Annotated in this window: 15 protein-coding genes; 11 read left to right on the top strand and 4 right to left on the bottom strand. The window is 70.8% G+C overall.

Features of this window, described 5'->3' with window-relative positions:
* Nucleotides 1-288: 288 nt before the first annotated feature.
* The 9 genes from SACCYDRAFT_RS02885 (at nucleotide 289) to SACCYDRAFT_RS02845 (ending at nucleotide 10,378) form a co-directional block, all read left to right on the top strand.
* The gene (locus tag SACCYDRAFT_RS02885; protein ID WP_005453415.1) at nucleotides 289-585 is read left to right on the top strand and encodes a chorismate mutase; all 297 of its coding nucleotides are present in this window, start codon (nucleotides 289-291) and stop codon (nucleotides 583-585) included.
* 114 nt (nucleotides 586-699) lie between these two features.
* A complete protein-coding gene (locus SACCYDRAFT_RS02880; protein WP_005453413.1) occupies nucleotides 700-1,011 on the top strand; it encodes a hypothetical protein in 312 nt (103 codons plus the stop codon).
* A 269-nt stretch (nucleotides 1,012-1,280) separates the two neighbouring features.
* Nucleotides 1,281-2,489 (top strand): hypothetical protein, encoded by a 1,209-nt coding sequence (locus SACCYDRAFT_RS02875; RefSeq protein ID WP_005453410.1) that lies wholly within the window; start codon nucleotides 1,281-1,283, stop codon nucleotides 2,487-2,489.
* 370 nt (nucleotides 2,490-2,859) lie between these two features.
* Complete coding sequence (locus SACCYDRAFT_RS25375) at nucleotides 2,860-3,669, top strand: hypothetical protein (protein WP_157606459.1); 810 nt, start codon at nucleotides 2,860-2,862, stop codon at nucleotides 3,667-3,669.
* Between the two features lie 167 nt (nucleotides 3,670-3,836).
* Nucleotides 3,837-5,555, top strand: coding sequence for a serine/threonine-protein kinase (locus SACCYDRAFT_RS02865; protein WP_005453406.1), 1,719 nt, complete (start codon nucleotides 3,837-3,839; stop codon nucleotides 5,553-5,555).
* Between the two features lie 54 nt (nucleotides 5,556-5,609).
* Nucleotides 5,610-6,572 (top strand): serine/threonine-protein kinase, encoded by a 963-nt coding sequence (locus tag SACCYDRAFT_RS02860; RefSeq protein WP_005453404.1) that lies wholly within the window; start codon nucleotides 5,610-5,612, stop codon nucleotides 6,570-6,572.
* Between the two features lie 172 nt (nucleotides 6,573-6,744).
* Nucleotides 6,745-7,695, top strand: a complete 951-nt coding sequence (locus SACCYDRAFT_RS02855) for a glycosyltransferase family 2 protein (RefSeq protein ID WP_005453402.1) — start codon at nucleotides 6,745-6,747, stop codon at nucleotides 7,693-7,695.
* Nucleotides 7,680-8,102 (top strand): GtrA family protein, encoded by a 423-nt coding sequence (locus SACCYDRAFT_RS02850; protein WP_005453400.1) that lies wholly within the window; start codon nucleotides 7,680-7,682, stop codon nucleotides 8,100-8,102. The genes SACCYDRAFT_RS02855 and SACCYDRAFT_RS02850 overlap by 16 nt, the downstream gene beginning before the upstream one ends.
* The gene (locus SACCYDRAFT_RS02845) at nucleotides 8,099-10,378 is read left to right on the top strand and encodes a hypothetical protein (protein WP_005453397.1); all 2,280 of its coding nucleotides are present in this window, start codon (nucleotides 8,099-8,101) and stop codon (nucleotides 10,376-10,378) included. Before SACCYDRAFT_RS02850 ends, SACCYDRAFT_RS02845 begins: the two co-directional genes overlap by 4 nt.
* Here the strand turns inward: SACCYDRAFT_RS02845 and SACCYDRAFT_RS02840 are convergent.
* Nucleotides 10,336-11,010, bottom strand: coding sequence for a response regulator (locus SACCYDRAFT_RS02840; protein ID WP_005453396.1), 675 nt, complete (start codon nucleotides 11,008-11,010; stop codon nucleotides 10,336-10,338). The two genes, SACCYDRAFT_RS02845 and SACCYDRAFT_RS02840, sit on opposite strands and share 43 nt — an antisense overlap.
* A complete protein-coding gene (locus SACCYDRAFT_RS02835; protein ID WP_232283770.1) occupies nucleotides 11,007-12,407 on the bottom strand; it encodes an ATP-binding protein in 1,401 nt (466 codons plus the stop codon). The genes SACCYDRAFT_RS02840 and SACCYDRAFT_RS02835 overlap by 4 nt, the downstream gene beginning before the upstream one ends.
* 127 nt (nucleotides 12,408-12,534) lie before the next feature.
* On the opposite strand from SACCYDRAFT_RS02835, the gene SACCYDRAFT_RS02830 reads away from it, so the two are divergent.
* Complete coding sequence (locus SACCYDRAFT_RS02830; RefSeq protein ID WP_043537009.1) at nucleotides 12,535-13,806, top strand: PspC domain-containing protein; 1,272 nt, start codon at nucleotides 12,535-12,537, stop codon at nucleotides 13,804-13,806.
* The gene (locus SACCYDRAFT_RS02825) at nucleotides 13,799-14,017 is read left to right on the top strand and encodes a hypothetical protein (protein ID WP_005453390.1); all 219 of its coding nucleotides are present in this window, start codon (nucleotides 13,799-13,801) and stop codon (nucleotides 14,015-14,017) included. Before SACCYDRAFT_RS02830 ends, SACCYDRAFT_RS02825 begins: the two co-directional genes overlap by 8 nt.
* A gap of 25 nt (nucleotides 14,018-14,042) precedes the next feature.
* On the opposite strand, the gene SACCYDRAFT_RS02820 is transcribed toward SACCYDRAFT_RS02825, so the two are convergent.
* Together SACCYDRAFT_RS02820 and guaA are read right to left on the bottom strand one after the other, a co-directional pair.
* Nucleotides 14,043-14,825, bottom strand: a complete 783-nt coding sequence (locus tag SACCYDRAFT_RS02820; RefSeq protein ID WP_043536094.1) for an E3 ubiquitin ligase family protein — start codon at nucleotides 14,823-14,825, stop codon at nucleotides 14,043-14,045.
* A gap of 27 nt (nucleotides 14,826-14,852) precedes the next feature.
* Nucleotides 14,853-16,397 (bottom strand): glutamine-hydrolyzing GMP synthase, encoded by a 1,545-nt coding sequence (gene guaA / locus SACCYDRAFT_RS02815; protein ID WP_005453388.1) that lies wholly within the window; start codon nucleotides 16,395-16,397, stop codon nucleotides 14,853-14,855.
* Between the last annotated feature and the right edge of the window lie 6 nt (nucleotides 16,398-16,403).

Below are 16,403 nucleotides of genomic sequence, written 5' to 3'. Positions count from 1 at the left end.
CACCTCAGGGCCGACCCGCATGCGGCGGGCCCGCGGCGAACCGGCCCGGCCACGACGGCGTGATCGCACGAGCGGCTGTGTTCCCCGTTACCTGCGGGCTCGGCAGGCAAGCCGTGTGGCATACTCGACCCGTGCGACGCGACGCGTTTCGATTTTTCTACGGGAACCGGACTCCGGCTCCCGTGATCGCGTAGCACCACAAGTCGTCACGAAAGCCCCGGAGTCCACCGGACCCGGGGCTTTCGTCGTCTCGGGACGGACCGGCTCCACGAGCGAGAAGAGGTCACGATGAACGCCCAGACCCACGACACCGACGAGGCAGGCCGGTCCGGCGCGACCACCGCCGAGGAGATCGACCAGCTCCGCAAGGAGATCGACTGGCTCGACGCGGAGATCCTCAGGCTGGTGAAACGCCGCGCCGAGGTGTCGAAGACGATCGGGGCGGCCCGGATGGCCGCGGGCGGTCCCCGCATCGTCTACAACCGCGAGATGGACGTCCTCGCCCGCTACCGGGAGCTGGGTCCCGAGGGCAGGCAGCTCGCGATGGCGTTGCTCAACCTCGGCCGGGGACGGCTGGGACGCTGATCCTGGGACACTGACCCTGAGACGCTGACCCTTCACCGGCCGGCCGCTGGCCCCGTCCCGATTTCAGGGATCTCCCGGACCCGGACCCCGGCGGGTCGGCGGCACACTGGTGTCATGGACATCCTCAACATCATCGCCGTCGTGGTCTCGATCGCGAGCCTGCTCGCGGCGCTCGCGCACGCCGGCTACCTGGCCATGTTGAACAGCGCGGCGAACAAGCGGGCAGGCGGCGGTCCCATCGCCGACTACGTGCGGTCGCGGTGGCCGATCGCCGGGGGCGGTGTCGCGGGCGCGGTCGTGGCACTGCTCTTCTCCACCGGAGGAACCGTGATGGACATCCTGGCGGTACTGCTCGCCGTGGGTTCCGGCGCGGTGGCCACCAAAGCCCTCCAGTCGACCCAGGCGCGCTACCGCAGCGGTGGCTGACCGGCCCGGCGGCAGCGCCGACGCACGGCCCTCCGGCTCCCCGACCGAGTGAATCGGGCGGTCGTCGGCGTTCCCCGCCCACCGCCGGGGCGAAAAGCTCCTACCCTGCTTGAGGTGAGCGCGAAGGGTGTCGCGGACATCGAAGTCCTCCGGTCCACATGTGCGAGGTCGCATGCTGGTTCACGGACACGCGACGTCCTTCGTCCCGACCCGGCCACGGCGACCTCGTCCGACGCTGTGGCAGCAGCGGGAGGAGGCGTCCACCCGGCATGAACGGCACATCCGAAGTTCCCCACGAGCCCGGCCGAGCCACCGGTTCCGACGACGACACCGGACCTGTCACGGTCGTCGGCCACATGGCTTCCCGGCACGAACCCGACCACGGGCCGGACACCGGCCCGATCCTTCCGACCGTCGGGCACCGGCACCGGCCGGCTCCGGGAACGTGGACCCCGCCCGCCGGCGGTGGAGGTGCGTGCCACGCCCGTACCGAGGAGATCCCGCGGATCACCTCCCCGATCGCGAACGACGTCGGGTTCACCTCGGCCAGCGGCCTCCTGCCGCTGCCGGACGACGTCCCTGGGACCGAGCGGACCGGGGGGCGGCGCAGGAGGGTGCTGCTGACCGCACCGACGTCCGAGGCACAGGGGCCGGGCGACGAGAACGTCCGCGTACGCATGCCCCGGTCCGGCGGCCTCGGCAAGTTCAACCTCGGGTCGGTTCCCGCGTCGGTCACCCCGCCCCGCACCTGGCGAAAGGCCGCGTGGTTCGCCAGCGCGGCCTCCGGCGCCGTCGTGGCGGCGATGCTGGTGGCGGGCACAGCGTTCGTGAGCGACCCCGCCGAGGACGCGAGGGCCTTGCAGACGTGGCCCGAGCACAGTTCCCGGCAACCCACGCTGCCGGGCAACGGCGGCAACGACAATCCCCGCACCGAGGCCCACACCACCGCCGCACCGGACGACGACGGTCCCGCCGCGGCGGGTGACGCCGAGGCCGTTCCCGCCGCGCACCGGGGAGACGACTCCACCCCCGGCTCCGACGACGGCGGTGATCGCACCGTCGTCGCCGACGAACCGGGCGACGGAGACGGCGACGGCGTGCCCGGCACCGTCGCTCCCACGCCGTCGAAACCACCGGTCACACCCGCCCCCACCGACAGTGCCCCTGTCGTTCTGTGGGCTCCCCACGACGGCGACACGTTGGCGCAGCGCTCGCAGGACTACTTCAACACCGTCACGGAGGATCCGGACGCCGCGCACGCCCTGACCACGGGAGAGCTCGCGGCGCAGGGCCCCGACGGCCTCGCCGCGAAGTACTCGGACGTGGCGTACTTCGAGGTACACGAGGTCTACGTCGATCCCCACGAGGGCTACACGCTCAACACGGTCGAGGTCACGTACGTGGACGGCACGAGCGAGCAGCAGACCCGCAAGCTCGTGTTCTCGGACGACGACCTGATCGCGGCTGACACGCTGTGACGACGCCCTCGTGGCTCGCCCGTTCGGGTCGCGCAGTGGCCTCTCACCGGCCCCTCGCCCTCGCTGATGCACGCGTTTTCGCACATTCACCTGCACGTGCGGGTCGGTGAGTGGTTGAAAATTACTCTGCTTGGGTGACGTGAGGCGCCGTTCATCGTCCACGCCGTGCTCTCCACCGACGAATCCTGGTAAACGGCTCAACGAACGAGTTGTCTAGGTCGCGGAGTCCACGCATCGCACGGCAGGACAACGGCCACACCATCAACGCAGGCGAGGGCAGGCAGTGCACGACCGGCGCCATCAGGGGCAGGAGCCCACGGTCGTCGTCGACGACCCCACACATCCGAGCCTCCCGATCGAGGCTCTCGGCATGCACGACGCGTCAGCCGGCGACGCGGAAAGCGGATCCGGCAGTGCGGACACCGCACCCGCCGAAGAACCCGAGAGCCCGTTCGCCCGCAGAGCCAAGCTGATCGCGCTGCTGCTGGCCGCGACGGCTGTCGTGGTATCGATGGTGGTGGCCGCCATGCAGGCGAGCGACCCCGCCGAGCCGACCGGTGAGGGGCAGTCCGCCGACCGGGCCGGGATCACCGGTGCCGCCGCGCTCGGTGGGTTCTCCCTCCCCGCCTCCTCCGACCGGACGGACCGGGACACGAGCGCCGACGCGGCCTCTCCCGCCGCGGCGCGGGAAGGCGACGAGACAGCTATGTCGCAGACCGAAACCGTCGCGGACGTCGCGCCCCCTGCCGGCGTGGAGGCACTCGACGACCTGCCGGAACCGGGCGACGAACCACACGGGACGGCGGCCACCACGACCGAGGCGGGTGTCTCACGTACTGACGCCGAGGCCTCTTCCTCGACGCCCGTGGATCCCGTGGACCCACGGTCGGTCGTCCGCGACTTCTACGACCTCGTGAGCTCGGCTCCCGAGACGGCCCTGGCCAAGGTGTCCCCCACTCTGGTGGGTGACGAGCGGGAACAGCTACTGCGCGTGTGGCGGTCGCTCACGTCCGTGGAAGTGGAACACGTGTACCCGGAGACCGCCGGGTCGGTCCGCGTCGTCGTCACCATGAAACCCGAGTACGGACCCTCGTTGCGGATCACCCAGCTCCTGGGATTCAGTGACGGTCCGCATCCGGTCATCAACCGTGCGACGCTGCTGTCCATCAAGACCATGTAAGCTCATCGGCCTTGTGAGCCCGTTACCGTGGCCCTCGATCGGGGTGCGAAGGCTTTCCCCGAGCGTGCCCCCCATGTGTGCGTAGGGTGATCAGCCTAGTCTGTCGTGGGTCGGTCTCGGTAAGCCGGCACACGAACTCCGGTATGTGCGAGCCCGAAGGAGGTCGCGTGAGCGACGAGGGTCGCCTGGTCGCCGGCCGCTACCGTGTCATCAAGCGGATCGGGACCGGTGCCATGGGTGCCGTCTGGCAGGCACACGACGAAGTGCTGCACCGGACGGTCGCGATCAAGCAGCTCTTGCTCCAGCCCGGCCTCGACGAGAACGAGGCCGAGGACGCGCGGCAACGCACCATGCGCGAGGGCCGGATCGCGGCCCGCCTGCACCACCCGCACGCGATCACCGTGTTCGACGTGGTGACGGACGACAACGGGCAGCCGTGTCTGATCATGGAGTACCTGCCGTCGACCAGCCTCGCGCAGGAACTCCAGACCCGCAAAACGCTGCCACCCATCGAGGTGGCCAAGATCGGAGCGCAGATCGCGGCCGCCCTCAAGGAGGCGCACGCCGTCGGCATCGTCCACCGGGACATCAAGCCGGGCAACATCCTGCTCGCCGACAACGGAGTCGTGAAGATCACCGACTTCGGCATCTCACGGGCGAAGGACGACGTCACGGTCACCAAGACGGGCATGATCGCGGGAACGCCGGCCTATCTCGCCCCCGAGGTCGCCGTGGGAGGCGATCCGGGTCCCGAGTCCGACGTCTTCTCCCTCGGCTCCACGCTGTACGCAGCCTCGGAAGGACAACCGCCGTTCGGGCTCAGCGAGAACACGCTGGGGCTGCTCCACGCCGTGGCCGCGGGGCAGATCAACCCACCTCGCCGCTCCGGGCCCCTGACCAGCGTGCTCGCCGTGATGCTGCACCCCGACGTGTCGCACCGGCCGACCGCGGCGCAGTGCGAGGAACTGCTGGCCGCCGTCGCGCGCGGGGAGACACCGCTCGGTGGTCCCGGCGACGAGGCCACCCGCGCGCATCGCAGGCCCGGTGGCGGCACCGCCGTGCTCGGTGCCGCCGGCGCGGGCGCGGTCGGTGGAGCACTGGGTGCGGCCGCCGCCGACTACCCGGACGGCCACTCCGGCCAACTCGACGACCGCTACGACGACAGCTACGACGCCGGGTACGACGACCGCTACCAGGCCGACGAGTACTACGACGAAGGTCCGCCCACGGCGGCACAGCCGCGCGAGACCTACGACGACTACGACGAGTACGAGCGCACGGCGGTCGCCCCGGGCCCTCAGGCCACGCGTGCCGTACCCGCCGACACGGCGGCGTACGACGACGACCGCTACGACGACCGCTACGACGAGCGCGGTACGGACCGTGGCTACGACCGTCCTCCTCCCGGCTCGGCGGACGACGAGGAGAAGGGCAACTGGAAGGTGCCCGCCGTCATCGGCGCCGTCGTGGTGATCGGGATGGCGGCGTTCGTGATCTGGATCTTCGGCAGCGGAGGTAGCGGCAACACCACCGAGGAGCCCGGCAACCAGCTCCCCGAAGGCACCACGCAGTCGTGGCCGAGTTCGACGAGTTCCTCGGAGGAGTCCACGACGACCACCACCGAGGAGACCGTGGAGTACAACCCGGCGCCGACGGCTGCCGACCCCGGTGGTGGTCGGGACCAGGAGATCCCGGTCCCGACGGACGACGGTGAGGACACCACCGTCGACCCCACCACGACGGACGGTCAGCCGACCTCCACACCGGACGACAGCGACACCACCACTCCGGGGGACGGCGACGGAGGTGACACCGGCACCGAAACGCCGGGCACGTCCTCCACCACTCCGCCTGAGGGTGAAGCGTCGGGTGCAGGCAACGGGTGACCGCTACGCGTTCGTTGATGTTCGTTTGACTGGCATCGCGATACAAGGGGTCGTGTGAAGAACACCGAAGGCGCTCTCGTCGGCGAGCGGTACAGGCTCGACCAGCCGATCGGTCGGGGCCGGGCAGGCATCGTGTGGCTGGCCTTCGACACGATGCTGCACCGGACGGTCGCGGCCAAGCCGACGTACCTCGATCCGGAGCGGGAGCCCGACGAGGCGAGGCGGACGGCGCTGGCCGAGGCGAAGCGCGCCATGCAGGTGGTCCACCCGAGCGCGGTGACGGTGTACGACGCGCTGCAGGACGGCGACGAGGTGTGGCTCGTCATGGAGTACGTGCCGTCGCGCAACATGGCCGACTTCCTGGCCGAGCACGGCACGCTCACCCCGGAGCAGGCGGGCTACCTGGGCGCGGCGCTCGGGGCGGCGCTCGCCGCCGCGCACGGTGCTGGGGTGGTGCACGGCGCCGTGGAACCCGGCAACGTTCTGCTGGCCGACGACGGCGGGGTCAAGCTCACCGACATCGGCATCCACGGCGGAGCGCCCGACCCGGCCTACCTCGCGCCGGAGGTCAAGCGCGGCGCAGCGCCCACCGCGCAGTCCGACGCGTACGCGCTCGGCGCCACCCTGTTCAAGGCCGTGGAGGGTTCTCCACCGTTCGGCTCCGACGGCGAGGGGGATCCCGTGGTGCCCTCGCGTAGCGGACCGTTGACGGCGGCGCTGGAGAAACTGCTGCGCTCGGAGCCCGACCTGCGTCCGGCGCTGGCCGACACGGTCGCCGCGTTACGCGCCGTGAGCAAGGGCAGGCAGGCCGGGTTCGTGCCACCGACCGCCCCGGCCATGCCCACGGTTCCCCTGATGCCGCGCCCGCCGAGGGTGGCACCGGCTTCCGCCGTGTCCTCGAACCCCGCGGTGCGCGCGGCGTCGGATCCGGCGCCCTCGTCGCGGCGGATCCTGCTGTGGGCGCTCGCGGCGTTCGTCGTCGTGCTGGCAGTGATCGTGGTCGTCGTCGCCCTTTAGAGCGTTTTTCACGTCTTCCGCGCGGGCGGGCGACACACGATGGGCTGACCTCTGGTTTCCCTCCGCGACCGGTCGGCAAGCAAGGAGGGGGAACCGCAGTGCCGTCCGGGCCGCCGGCTCGTGCGCGCACCGCCGTTCCCTCGCGTGCCGGCCGAACCGAAAGCAGCGGACAATGCGTCTTTCCGTCATCGTCCCGTGCTACAACGAGGAAACCTGCCTACCCCGCCTGAGAGCGGAGCTGCTGCACGTACTGTCTCCTCTCACCGAGGAGTTCGAGGTCATCCTCGTGGACGACGGCAGCACCGACGACACACTCGGCCAGCTCCGTGCCATGGCACGGGCGGACTCGCGGTTCCGGTACCTGTCGCTCAGCCGCAACTTCGGCAAGGAATCGGCGATGCTGGCGGGGTTGAAACACGCCGCGGGTGACCTGGTGGCCATCCTCGACGCCGACCTGCAACATCCGCCGGAACTGCTGGGCGACATGGTGGCCCTCATCGACAAGGGATACGACCAGGTGGTCGCCAGGCGGAACCGGACGGGGGACGCGCGGGTCCGGACGGCGGCGTCGCGGGCGTACTACCGGATGATGAACCGGCTCGTCGACGTGGAACTGACCGATGGTGTGGGCGACTTCAGGCTGCTGACCAGGCGCGCGGTGGACGCACTGCTGTCGCTGGAGGAACGCAACCGGTTCTCCAAGGGACTGTTCGCGTGGATCGGTTTCGACACGGCTGTCGTGGACTACGAGAACGTGGCGAGGACCGACGGCGACAGCAAGTGGTCGCTGCGGTCGCTGGTCAACTACGGCATCGACGGCATCCTGTCCTTCAACCACCAACCGTTGCGGCTCGCGATGTACCTGGGCGCGCTGTGCACGGCCGCCGCGTTCGGCTACGCCCTCTGGCTCGTCGCCGGTGCCCTGCTCAACGGCACGACGGCACCCGGCTACGTCACGATCATGTGCGGCATCATCGGGTTCGGCGGGATGCAGTTGCTGCTGGTCGGTGTTCTGGGCGAGTACCTGGGCCGGATCTACCAGGAGACGAAACAGCGTCCGCACTTCCTGCTGAAGGAGACGAGCCACAGCGTCGCGCCGGAGACACCGTGCGTGGACGACTAGGTCGTGGACGGCTGGTGCGGTTCGCCGCGGTCGGCGTGGTCAACACGGCGACGTACGTGGGCCTCTACCTGCTGCTGCGGCTCATGCTGGACTACTTCGTCGCGCACACCGTCGCTTTCGTACTGGCGATGGTGGGGTCGTACTTCCTCAACTGCCGGTTCACGTTCCGCACCCGCCCGCGCCTGCGCACGTTCCTGCTGTTCCCCCTCTCCAACGCCACGAACTTCGTGGTGACCTCGGCGGGTCTGTACCTGCTCGTGAACGTGTTCTCGGTCGACGAGGCAGTCGCACCGCTGCTCGCGGCGTCGGTCGCGATTCCCGCGACGTTCCTCGTGACGCAGTACATCCTCACCGAGCGCCGCACCCACCCGAGCTGGGCCGAGCACACCACGGAGATCCGCTCATGACGACCACCACGACCGCCGCTCCCGTCGCCCGCCCCGACGACGCCGCCCCGCCGCCCCGCCACCGGCGGGCGACGGGATTCTGGGTGGCCACGGGGGTGTGTGTGGCGGTGGCGTTGCTCGCGCAACTGCCGCTGGTCCGTAACCGCATCTTCTACTTCTGGGACGACAGCGCCGCCCAGTTCCTCCCGATGTGGCACCGGCTGGGCGAGCGGATCGCGGAGGGGCAGTGGCCCCCGCTGCTCGACATCGACTCCTGGATGGGCGGCAACCTCGCCGCCGAAGCCCTGTTCGGTGTCTACAACCCGGTCAACGTGGTGAACTACCTCGTGGTGGCGGCGCTGCCCGATCTCGCCGTGGCCGCCGTGCTGGTCAAGACCGAGTTCCTGGTGTTGCTCGCGCTCGGCGCGTACCTGTTGTGCCGCGAGTACGGCGCGGCCCGCCCCGCCGCCGCCGCTCTCGCGGTGGCGTTGCCGTTCGCGGGTTACGTGCTCTACTTCGACGCCGGTTCGTGGGCGTCCGGGCTGCTGGCGTTCGCGTACGTGCCGCACGTGTGGTGGGTGACGCGCCGGGCGGCGCGCGGCGGGCTCAACCCGCTGTGGGCGTTCGTGGTCGCCGCGCTCGCCGTGACGGCGGGCAACCCCTACGGCGTGCTCGGGGTCGCGGTCGTCTACCTGGGACTTCTCGTGGAGTTCGCGGCGCGCCGCAAGGGCAGGGGCACCGTGGTGGTCCTCGGGCTGGGCACCTGCGCCGCCCTGCTGGTGCCGTTGGTGTTCCTGCCGCTGCTGTCGAGCTCCTCGGTGACGTGGCGCAGCGACACGACCGTGGTCAACGACGGGTTCCTCGTACCGAGCCTGACCGACCTGCTCGCGTCGAGCACTCCCACGCACCTGCCCCACATCGGGGTCTTCGGCGGTACCGGGCTCGCCGTGCCCGCCGTGTACTTCGCGTGGTTCGTTCTGCCGTTGCTGCCCTGGCTGCACTGGCGGGTGGTGCGGCAACGGTGGCGGCTGCTGCTCGCGCCGCTCGCGGTGGCGGCGGTGTTCGCGGTGGCGGCGTTGGGGCCGTCGAAGTTGTGGCTGTTCCGCTGGCCGATCCGGCATCTGGAGTACTGCTTCCTCGCGTGCGCGGTCGTGCTCGCCGTGGTGTTGTCGTCGGGACTGCGCACCGACCGTCCGCGCCCACGGGCGGCGGCGACGGCGGTGATCGTCGCGCTGGGGGTGTACCTGGCCTGGGCGGCCGACCCGGAGAAGTGGGTGTGGCACGTGGGCGGTGGTCTGCTGGTCGCCGTGCTCGCCGCGGCCGTCGTCGGCTGGTGCCGGGGCGCGAACGGAACCCGCCTCGCCGGCCTGCTGTGCGTGGGCACGGCCGCCGTCCTCACCTACCAGCTCGCGATGGCGCCCAAGAACACCAACGTCTCCCAGCTCCACTACCCGCACTCGGTGGCCGAGTTGGAAGCCCGGTTCGCCGACCGCTACCCCGGCGAGGTCATGCAGATCGCCGACATGGGCACGGCGGAGCAGACGCTCGGGCTGCACCCGGACGGGGCGTGGCGGTACTTCCTGTTCGGCAACGTCTACTCCGCCGCGGGTGTGGAGTCGCTCGTGGCCTACACGGGACTCGGCTTCCTCGACTTCATCGACACCTTCTGTCTCGACAACACGGGCTCCACCACCTGCCCCGAGGCGTGGGACGCGCTGTGGCGGCCCACCGGCTTCGGTGGCGCTCCGCTGGCGGACCTGCTCGGCGTCACCACGGTGGTGGTGCAGCACGCACTCGTGCCCGAGGCCCGCACGGCACAGCCGCCCGAGGGCTGGCGGGTGCGCGAACGCGACGAGGTGGTGACCGTGCTGCGGCGCGAGGCACCGCTGCGGTGGCCGGACTCGACGCTGACATGGGCGTCACCGGGGCTGGACGTCACCGACGCCGCCACCGTCCACAACGCCACGGGCGCGACCGGGGAGACCGTGCACTTCGCCACCACCGACCCGGCACGCGAGCACCGGCTCGTGTTCGCACGCCTGGCCTGGCCCGGCTACCACGCCACCGTGAACGGCGTCGACGTACCGGTGGAACCGTCACCGGCCGGGTTGGTCACCGTGACGCTGCCCGAGGGCACGAACACCGGTGTGCTGACGTTGGACTGGAGCCCGCCCGGTCAGTCGACGGGCGTGGCGTCGGCCGGCCTCGGGGTCCTCGGCGCGCTGGCCCTGGCCGTGCTCGTGCCGCGCTGGGGTCAGACGAGCCGCCGGTCGGAGGCCCAGCGCGAGAGCTCGTAGCGGTTGGACAGCTGCGTCTTGCGCAACACGCTGGACACGTGGGTCTCCACGGTCTTCACCGAGATGAACAACTCCGAGGCGATCTCCTTGTACGCGTAGCCGCGCGCGAGCAGTCGCAACACGTCGCGTTCCCTCGGGGTGAGCAGGTCGAGGTCGGGGTCGTTGATGGGCTCGGCGCCCGGACGGTCGGCGAACGCGTCGAGCACGAATCCGGCGAGGCGCGGCGAGAACACCGCGTCGCCGTCGGCCACCCGAAGCACCGCGCGCACCAGCTCACGTGATGAGATCGTCTTGGTGACGTACCCGCGCGCGCCCGCTCGGATCACCGCGATCACGTCCTCGGCCGCGTCGGACACCGACAACGCGAGGAACACCACGTCGGGCAGCTCCGGCCGCACCTTGCGCAGCACCTCGGCCCCACCGCCGTCGGGCATGTGGACGTCGAGCAACACCACCTGCGGCCGCGCCCGGCGGATACCGGCCACCGCCTCGCCCACGGAGCCGGCCTCGCCGACCACCCGGACCTCGTCGCTCACCGACTCCAGCTCGGTGCGGGCACCTGCCCGGAACAGAGCGTGGTCGTCGACGAGAAACACCGTCACGGGTCGTTTCTGCTGCTCGTCTGTGGTCACATCGCCCCCTGCGCGCTCCTGTCCGCGGACCTGCGCGGCATCTCCAACTGCACCTCGGTGCCCTCGCCCGGCGCGGTACGCAGCCGACACTTGCCACCGTTGCGTTCCATCCTGCCCCGGATGGAGTCCGCGAGGCCATGCCGGTCCGCCGGAACGGCGTCGGGGTCGAAGCCCCGACCCCGGTCGCGCACGAACACGGTCACCGCGTCGCTCTCGACCTCCGCGTACACGCTGACCTCCTCGACCTCCGCGTGCTTGGCCGCGTTCACGATCGCCTCGCGAGCCGCCTGGATCAGAGCGCCCAGCCGTTCGTCGACCTCGACCTCACCGCCGACGACCACCTGCTGCACCGAGATCGCGAAGGTGTCCTCCACCTCACCGCAGGCCGTGGCCAGTGCCTCGGAGAGACTCGTGACCTCGCGCTGCCCCTCCCCCGAGTTCCGCTTCGTCCCGTATCCGGACGGCCCGTACAGCCACTGCCGCAACTGCCGCTCCTGGCTACGGGCCAGCCTCGCCACCTCACGCGGCATGTCGGCCTGTTTCTGGATCAGCGCCAGCGTCTGCAACACCGAGTCGTGCAGGTGGGCGGCGATCTCGGCACGCTCCTCGGTTCGGATCCTCGCCCGGCGTTCCTCACCGAGGTCGCGGATCAACCGCAGCCAGAACGGCACCGTCAGCACCGCGACCCCGACCAGCGTCGCCAGCACCGCGATCAGCGCGAACTGCACCTGGTCGAAGCTGCCGCCGCGGAAGACCACCACGCCGATACCCGTGACCACCAGCGCCACGCCCGCGAGCACGCGGACGATCGGGCGGACCCCGCCACCTCCGAGCACCCCCGCCACGCCGGACCGGGCGCCGTCCCGCCACCGCCTGCGCTGCGACTCGTCGGCCTCCCGCCACACCACCGCGGCACCGACGAGTGCCACGGCGATCGGCAGTCCCACCCAGCCGCTGAACAGACCGGTGAGCGCACCGCCCGCGAAGGTCAGCCCGATACCCAGCGCGATGAGCCCGTACGCCTGCTGCCTCTCCTTGGCCGACTCGGGCGCGCTCGGATCCTCCCCCTGGTGTTGTGGCACGAACACCCACAACAGCCCGTAGGCGAGCAGCCCCATCCCCCCGAACGCCGCGAGCACCGCGAACGTCACCCGCACCCACAGCACGTTGACGCCGAGGTGGTCGGCGAGCCCCCCGGCCACGCCGGCGAGCGCCCGGCCCGAACGGCGGCGGTACATCTTCGGCGGGTCGTCGAACTCCCCCGCCGCTGAAGGAGGCCCGCTGCCCGCGGGCTTCACGAGCGCACCGGCCCCCGACCCGGACGTGGACCCCGGCCCCCGCGACACCGGCTCCTGCGTTTCCACGGACCCGCGCTCACCGGTCACCTGCTCCTCCACCCCGCCATCGTCACACGCCAGGGCCCCGAGGTCATCGGGGAAGCCCCTGAGGTCGTCCCGGACCCTCGCCCCAGGCCTGGGGAAGGTTCAGGGTTACTCCCCGATGTGCGCGGCCACGGCGTCGAGCATGCTGTTCGGCATGAACACCACGACGGACTCCACGAGGCGCATCGAGGGCTTCGAGGACACGGTGAAGGACTTCTGGGTCTCCCGGCCCAGGCGCCCGCACCGGGGCCGAAAGCTGGCGGGGGTCGCTGCCGGGATCGGTCACCGCTACGGCATCGACCCGGCCATCGTGCGCGTCGTGTTCGTCGTGCTGACCGTGTTCGGGGGTGTCGGTCTCGCGTTCTACCTGCTGGGCTGGGCCATCCTTCCGGAGGAGGGGGACGACGTGTCGGGGCTCGAAGGTCTCCTGGGGAAGGGGCGGAGCTCGATGTCGAAGGGGTTCACGCTCGCGCTGTGCGCGGCGCTCGTTCTCCTGGGGCTGGCGAGTTTCTCCGCGAGTTGGGTGGACGGCGGCACCTTCGTGGGGCTGGCGCTCGTCGTGGCGGGGGTGTACCTGCTGCACCGCAGCAGAGGCCACCTCCGCCGCCCGGCTCCCACCGGAGGGGTCGCAACGGGGCCGGCGGGGATGACCTCCACGGGGACGGGGGGCGACGCGGGTATGTGGGGACAGCCCGTGTCGCAGGCAGCGCCGACCTGGGATCCGCTCGGGGCCGATCCCCTGGGCTGGCGGCTGCCGGACGCCACCGCACCCACTCCGCCGCCGCCGGAACCGCCACCACCGCCACGCCGCAAGTCCAAGATCGGATTCGCGGTGACGGGCGTGGCACTGGCCGTCGGCGGAGTGGGCGCGGCGCTCGCCGCGGAAGGCGTGCCGTGGTTCACCCCGGCACACGTCATGGGTCTGGTACTCGCGGTGCTCGGACTCGGCATGGTGGCCGGCTCGTTCCTCGGGGGAGGACGGGGCCTGGTGTGGCTGGCCGTGCCGCTGGCGCTCGTGGGTCTCACCCTCAGCGCCGTGCCGCTCGAACACGTCGGGGGCGGGTTCGGCGAGCTGCGGGCCACTCCGACCTCGGCCGACCAGGTGCAGCCCGTCTACGAACGCACGGCGGGCGACGTGCAACTCGACCTGACCGGGCTCAGCGGCAGTGATTCGGCACGGACCACCGTGCGCAGCGGCGCGGGCAACGTCACGGTGCTCCTCCCACCCGACGCCGACGTCGACTACCGGTGCGAAGCCGCGGTCGGCAACGTCGAATGCCTCGGACAGGAACACAACGGCATCGACACCCCCGAGCTGCGGGGCGTCGACCCCGGCACCGACGGCGAGGGTGGTCCCAAGATCACGCTGACCGCGAAGATCGGAGCCGGAAACGTGGAGGTGCGTCGTGGCTGACTCGAACGACCGTAGGACCGCCCCGCGCACGTGGGACGTGTTCACCCTGCTCGCCGGGATCGCCACACTGCTCGTGTCGTCCTACGTCCTGTCCGACGCACACACCTGGCTCGGGCACGTGGACCTGCGCTGGGTGCTCGCGGGCGGAGCCGTCGCGGTGGGGGTACTGATGCTGGTGGCGTCGATCCGGCCCCGCGGGCGCCGGCACTGACGGACACCGACGCGTCACCGGCCCGTCAGGTGAACAGGCCGCCCACGAGCAGCCCGAGCCCCAGGAGGGTGCTCGCCACCGTGCCGATCGCCAGGAGCTTGTGCCGCTGGACCCGGCTGTCACGCAACTCCTGCTCCGTTCGGGTGGAGATGATGAAGTGACCCTTCCCCGCCGGCTTGCCGATCACGAGCGGGCCGGTCCGGTCGTGGACCTCGCCCAGCACGTAGAGGCGCCGGCCCGGACGGATCACCCACTCCTTGTAGTCGTAGCCGATGGTGCTGTCACCACGGCCGAGCAACGCGGGCAACGCGATGCCGAACAGTTCGACGCCGCCCTCCTTGCCCCCGTGGGGCTCGAACCGGCTGACGGTCTGCTCCACACCGTCGGGCTCGGTGCCGTTCGGGTCGACCTCGATCGTGCGGCCCTCGGCGTCGATCACCGCGTAGCCCTCGCTCGAGGTGTGCTCGGCGACGCGTTCGGTGCGCTTGCGCCGGTGCCGCTTGCCGTCGCGGTACTCGATCACCTCGTAGTGTCGGTCGATGCGGTAGCGGTACCAGACGCACTCCACCTTCGACAGCTCCGCCGTCAGCGGCCCCTCCGGTCGTGGGTGCGCCGCACCAACGACCTCGGAGAGCTTACGGAACGTGCCCGTGGCCCCGAGTCCGTCGGAGGCGCTGCGGTACTGCTCGAGTTCGGGGATCGAGAGCGTCTCCGTGCCGATCATGGCGTGCAGTTCGTTACGCGTGTGCTTCATGTAGAAGAACGCGCCCACCGCGACGATCAGCAGCAACACGCCCGCGATCCACACCGCTACCCACCCCCGGACCCGTGTCGTTCACTCCCACTCGATCGTCCCCGGGGGCTTGCTGGTCACGTCCAGCACGACCCGGTTCACTTCGGCCACCTCGTTGGTGATCCGTGTGGAGATCCGCTCGAGCACGTCGTAGGGTAGCCGAGCCCAGTCGGCTGTCATCGCGTCTTCGCTGGAGACGGGGCGCAGCACCACGGGATGCCCGTACGTGCGGCCGTCGCCCTGCACCCCGACGCTGCGGACGTCGGCGAGCAGCACCACGGGGCACTGCCAGATGTCGGAGTCGAGCCCGGCGGCGCTGAGTTCCTCACGCGCGATCGCGTCCGCGGCCCGCAGCGTCTCCAACCGGTCGGAGGTCACCGCGCCGATGATGCGGATGGCGAGGCCGGGGCCGGGGAAGGGCTGGCGGTGCACGATGGTCTCGGGCAGGCCGAGTTCGAGCCCCACCCTGCGTACCTCGTCCTTGAACAGCAGGCGCAGCGGCTCCACGAGCGTGAACTGGAGGTCGTCGGGGAGCCCACCCACGTTGTGGTGGCTCTTGATGTTCGACGTGCCCGCGCCGCCACCGGACTCCACCACGTCCGGGTACAACGTGCCCTGCACGAGGAACTCCACGTCTCCCTGAGCCTTGACCTCGCGCGCGGCCTGTTCGAAGACGCGGATGAACTCCCGGCCGATGATCTTGCGCTTCTGCTCGGGATCGGTGACGCCGTCGAGCGCCGCGAGGAAACGGTCGGCGGCGTCCACCGTGACGAGCTTCACGCCCGTGGCCGCCACGAAGTCACGTTCCACCTGCGCCCGCTCACCCGCCCGCAGCAGACCGTGGTCGACGAAGACGCACGTGAGCCGGTCGCCGATCGCGCGCTGAACCAGCGCCGCCGCGACGGCCGAGTCCACTCCCCCGGACAACCCGCAGATCGCGTGCCCGTCACCCACCTGCGCACGGATGCGCTCCACCTGGTCGTCCACGATCGACGCCGTGGTCCACCTCGGGCGGATACCGGCGATGTCGTGCAGGAACCGGCGCAGCACCTCCTGACCGTGCGGGGAGTGCGCCACCTCGGGGTGGTACTGCACTCCGGCGAGCCTGCGCTCGGTGTTCTCGAACCCCGCCACCGGCGCGCCGTCGCTGCCCGCCGTGACGGCGAAGCCCTCGGGCGCCTTCGTCACGCAGTCGCCGTGACTCATCCACACCGGGTGCCGGGCGGGCAGGGCCTCGTGCAGCGCCCCGCCGGTCACACCCAGCTCCGTGCGGCCGAACTCCCGCGTACCCGTGTGCTCCACCGTGCCGCCGAGAGCCTGCGCCATGGCCTGGAAGCCGTAGCAGATACCGAACACGGGAACACCCGTGTCGAACAACGCCGGGTCGACACCGGGTGCGCCCTCCGCGTACACGCTGGCGGGTCCACCCGACAGGATGATGGCGGCCGGGTTACGCCCGAGGAGCTCGTCGACGGGAGTCGTGTGCGGCACGACCTCCGAGTACACCTGCGCCTCGCGGACCCGCCGGGCGATGAGCTGCGCGTACTGCGCGCCGTAGTCCACCACGAGCACGGGGCCATCTGACACTGTCGG

Origin of the sequence: Saccharomonospora cyanea NA-134 (genome assembly GCF_000244975.1) — a bacterium.
In the GTDB taxonomy this organism is placed as follows: domain Bacteria; phylum Actinomycetota; class Actinomycetes; order Mycobacteriales; family Pseudonocardiaceae; genus Saccharomonospora; species Saccharomonospora cyanea.
This window is presented reverse-complemented; position numbering and strand designations above follow the sequence as displayed.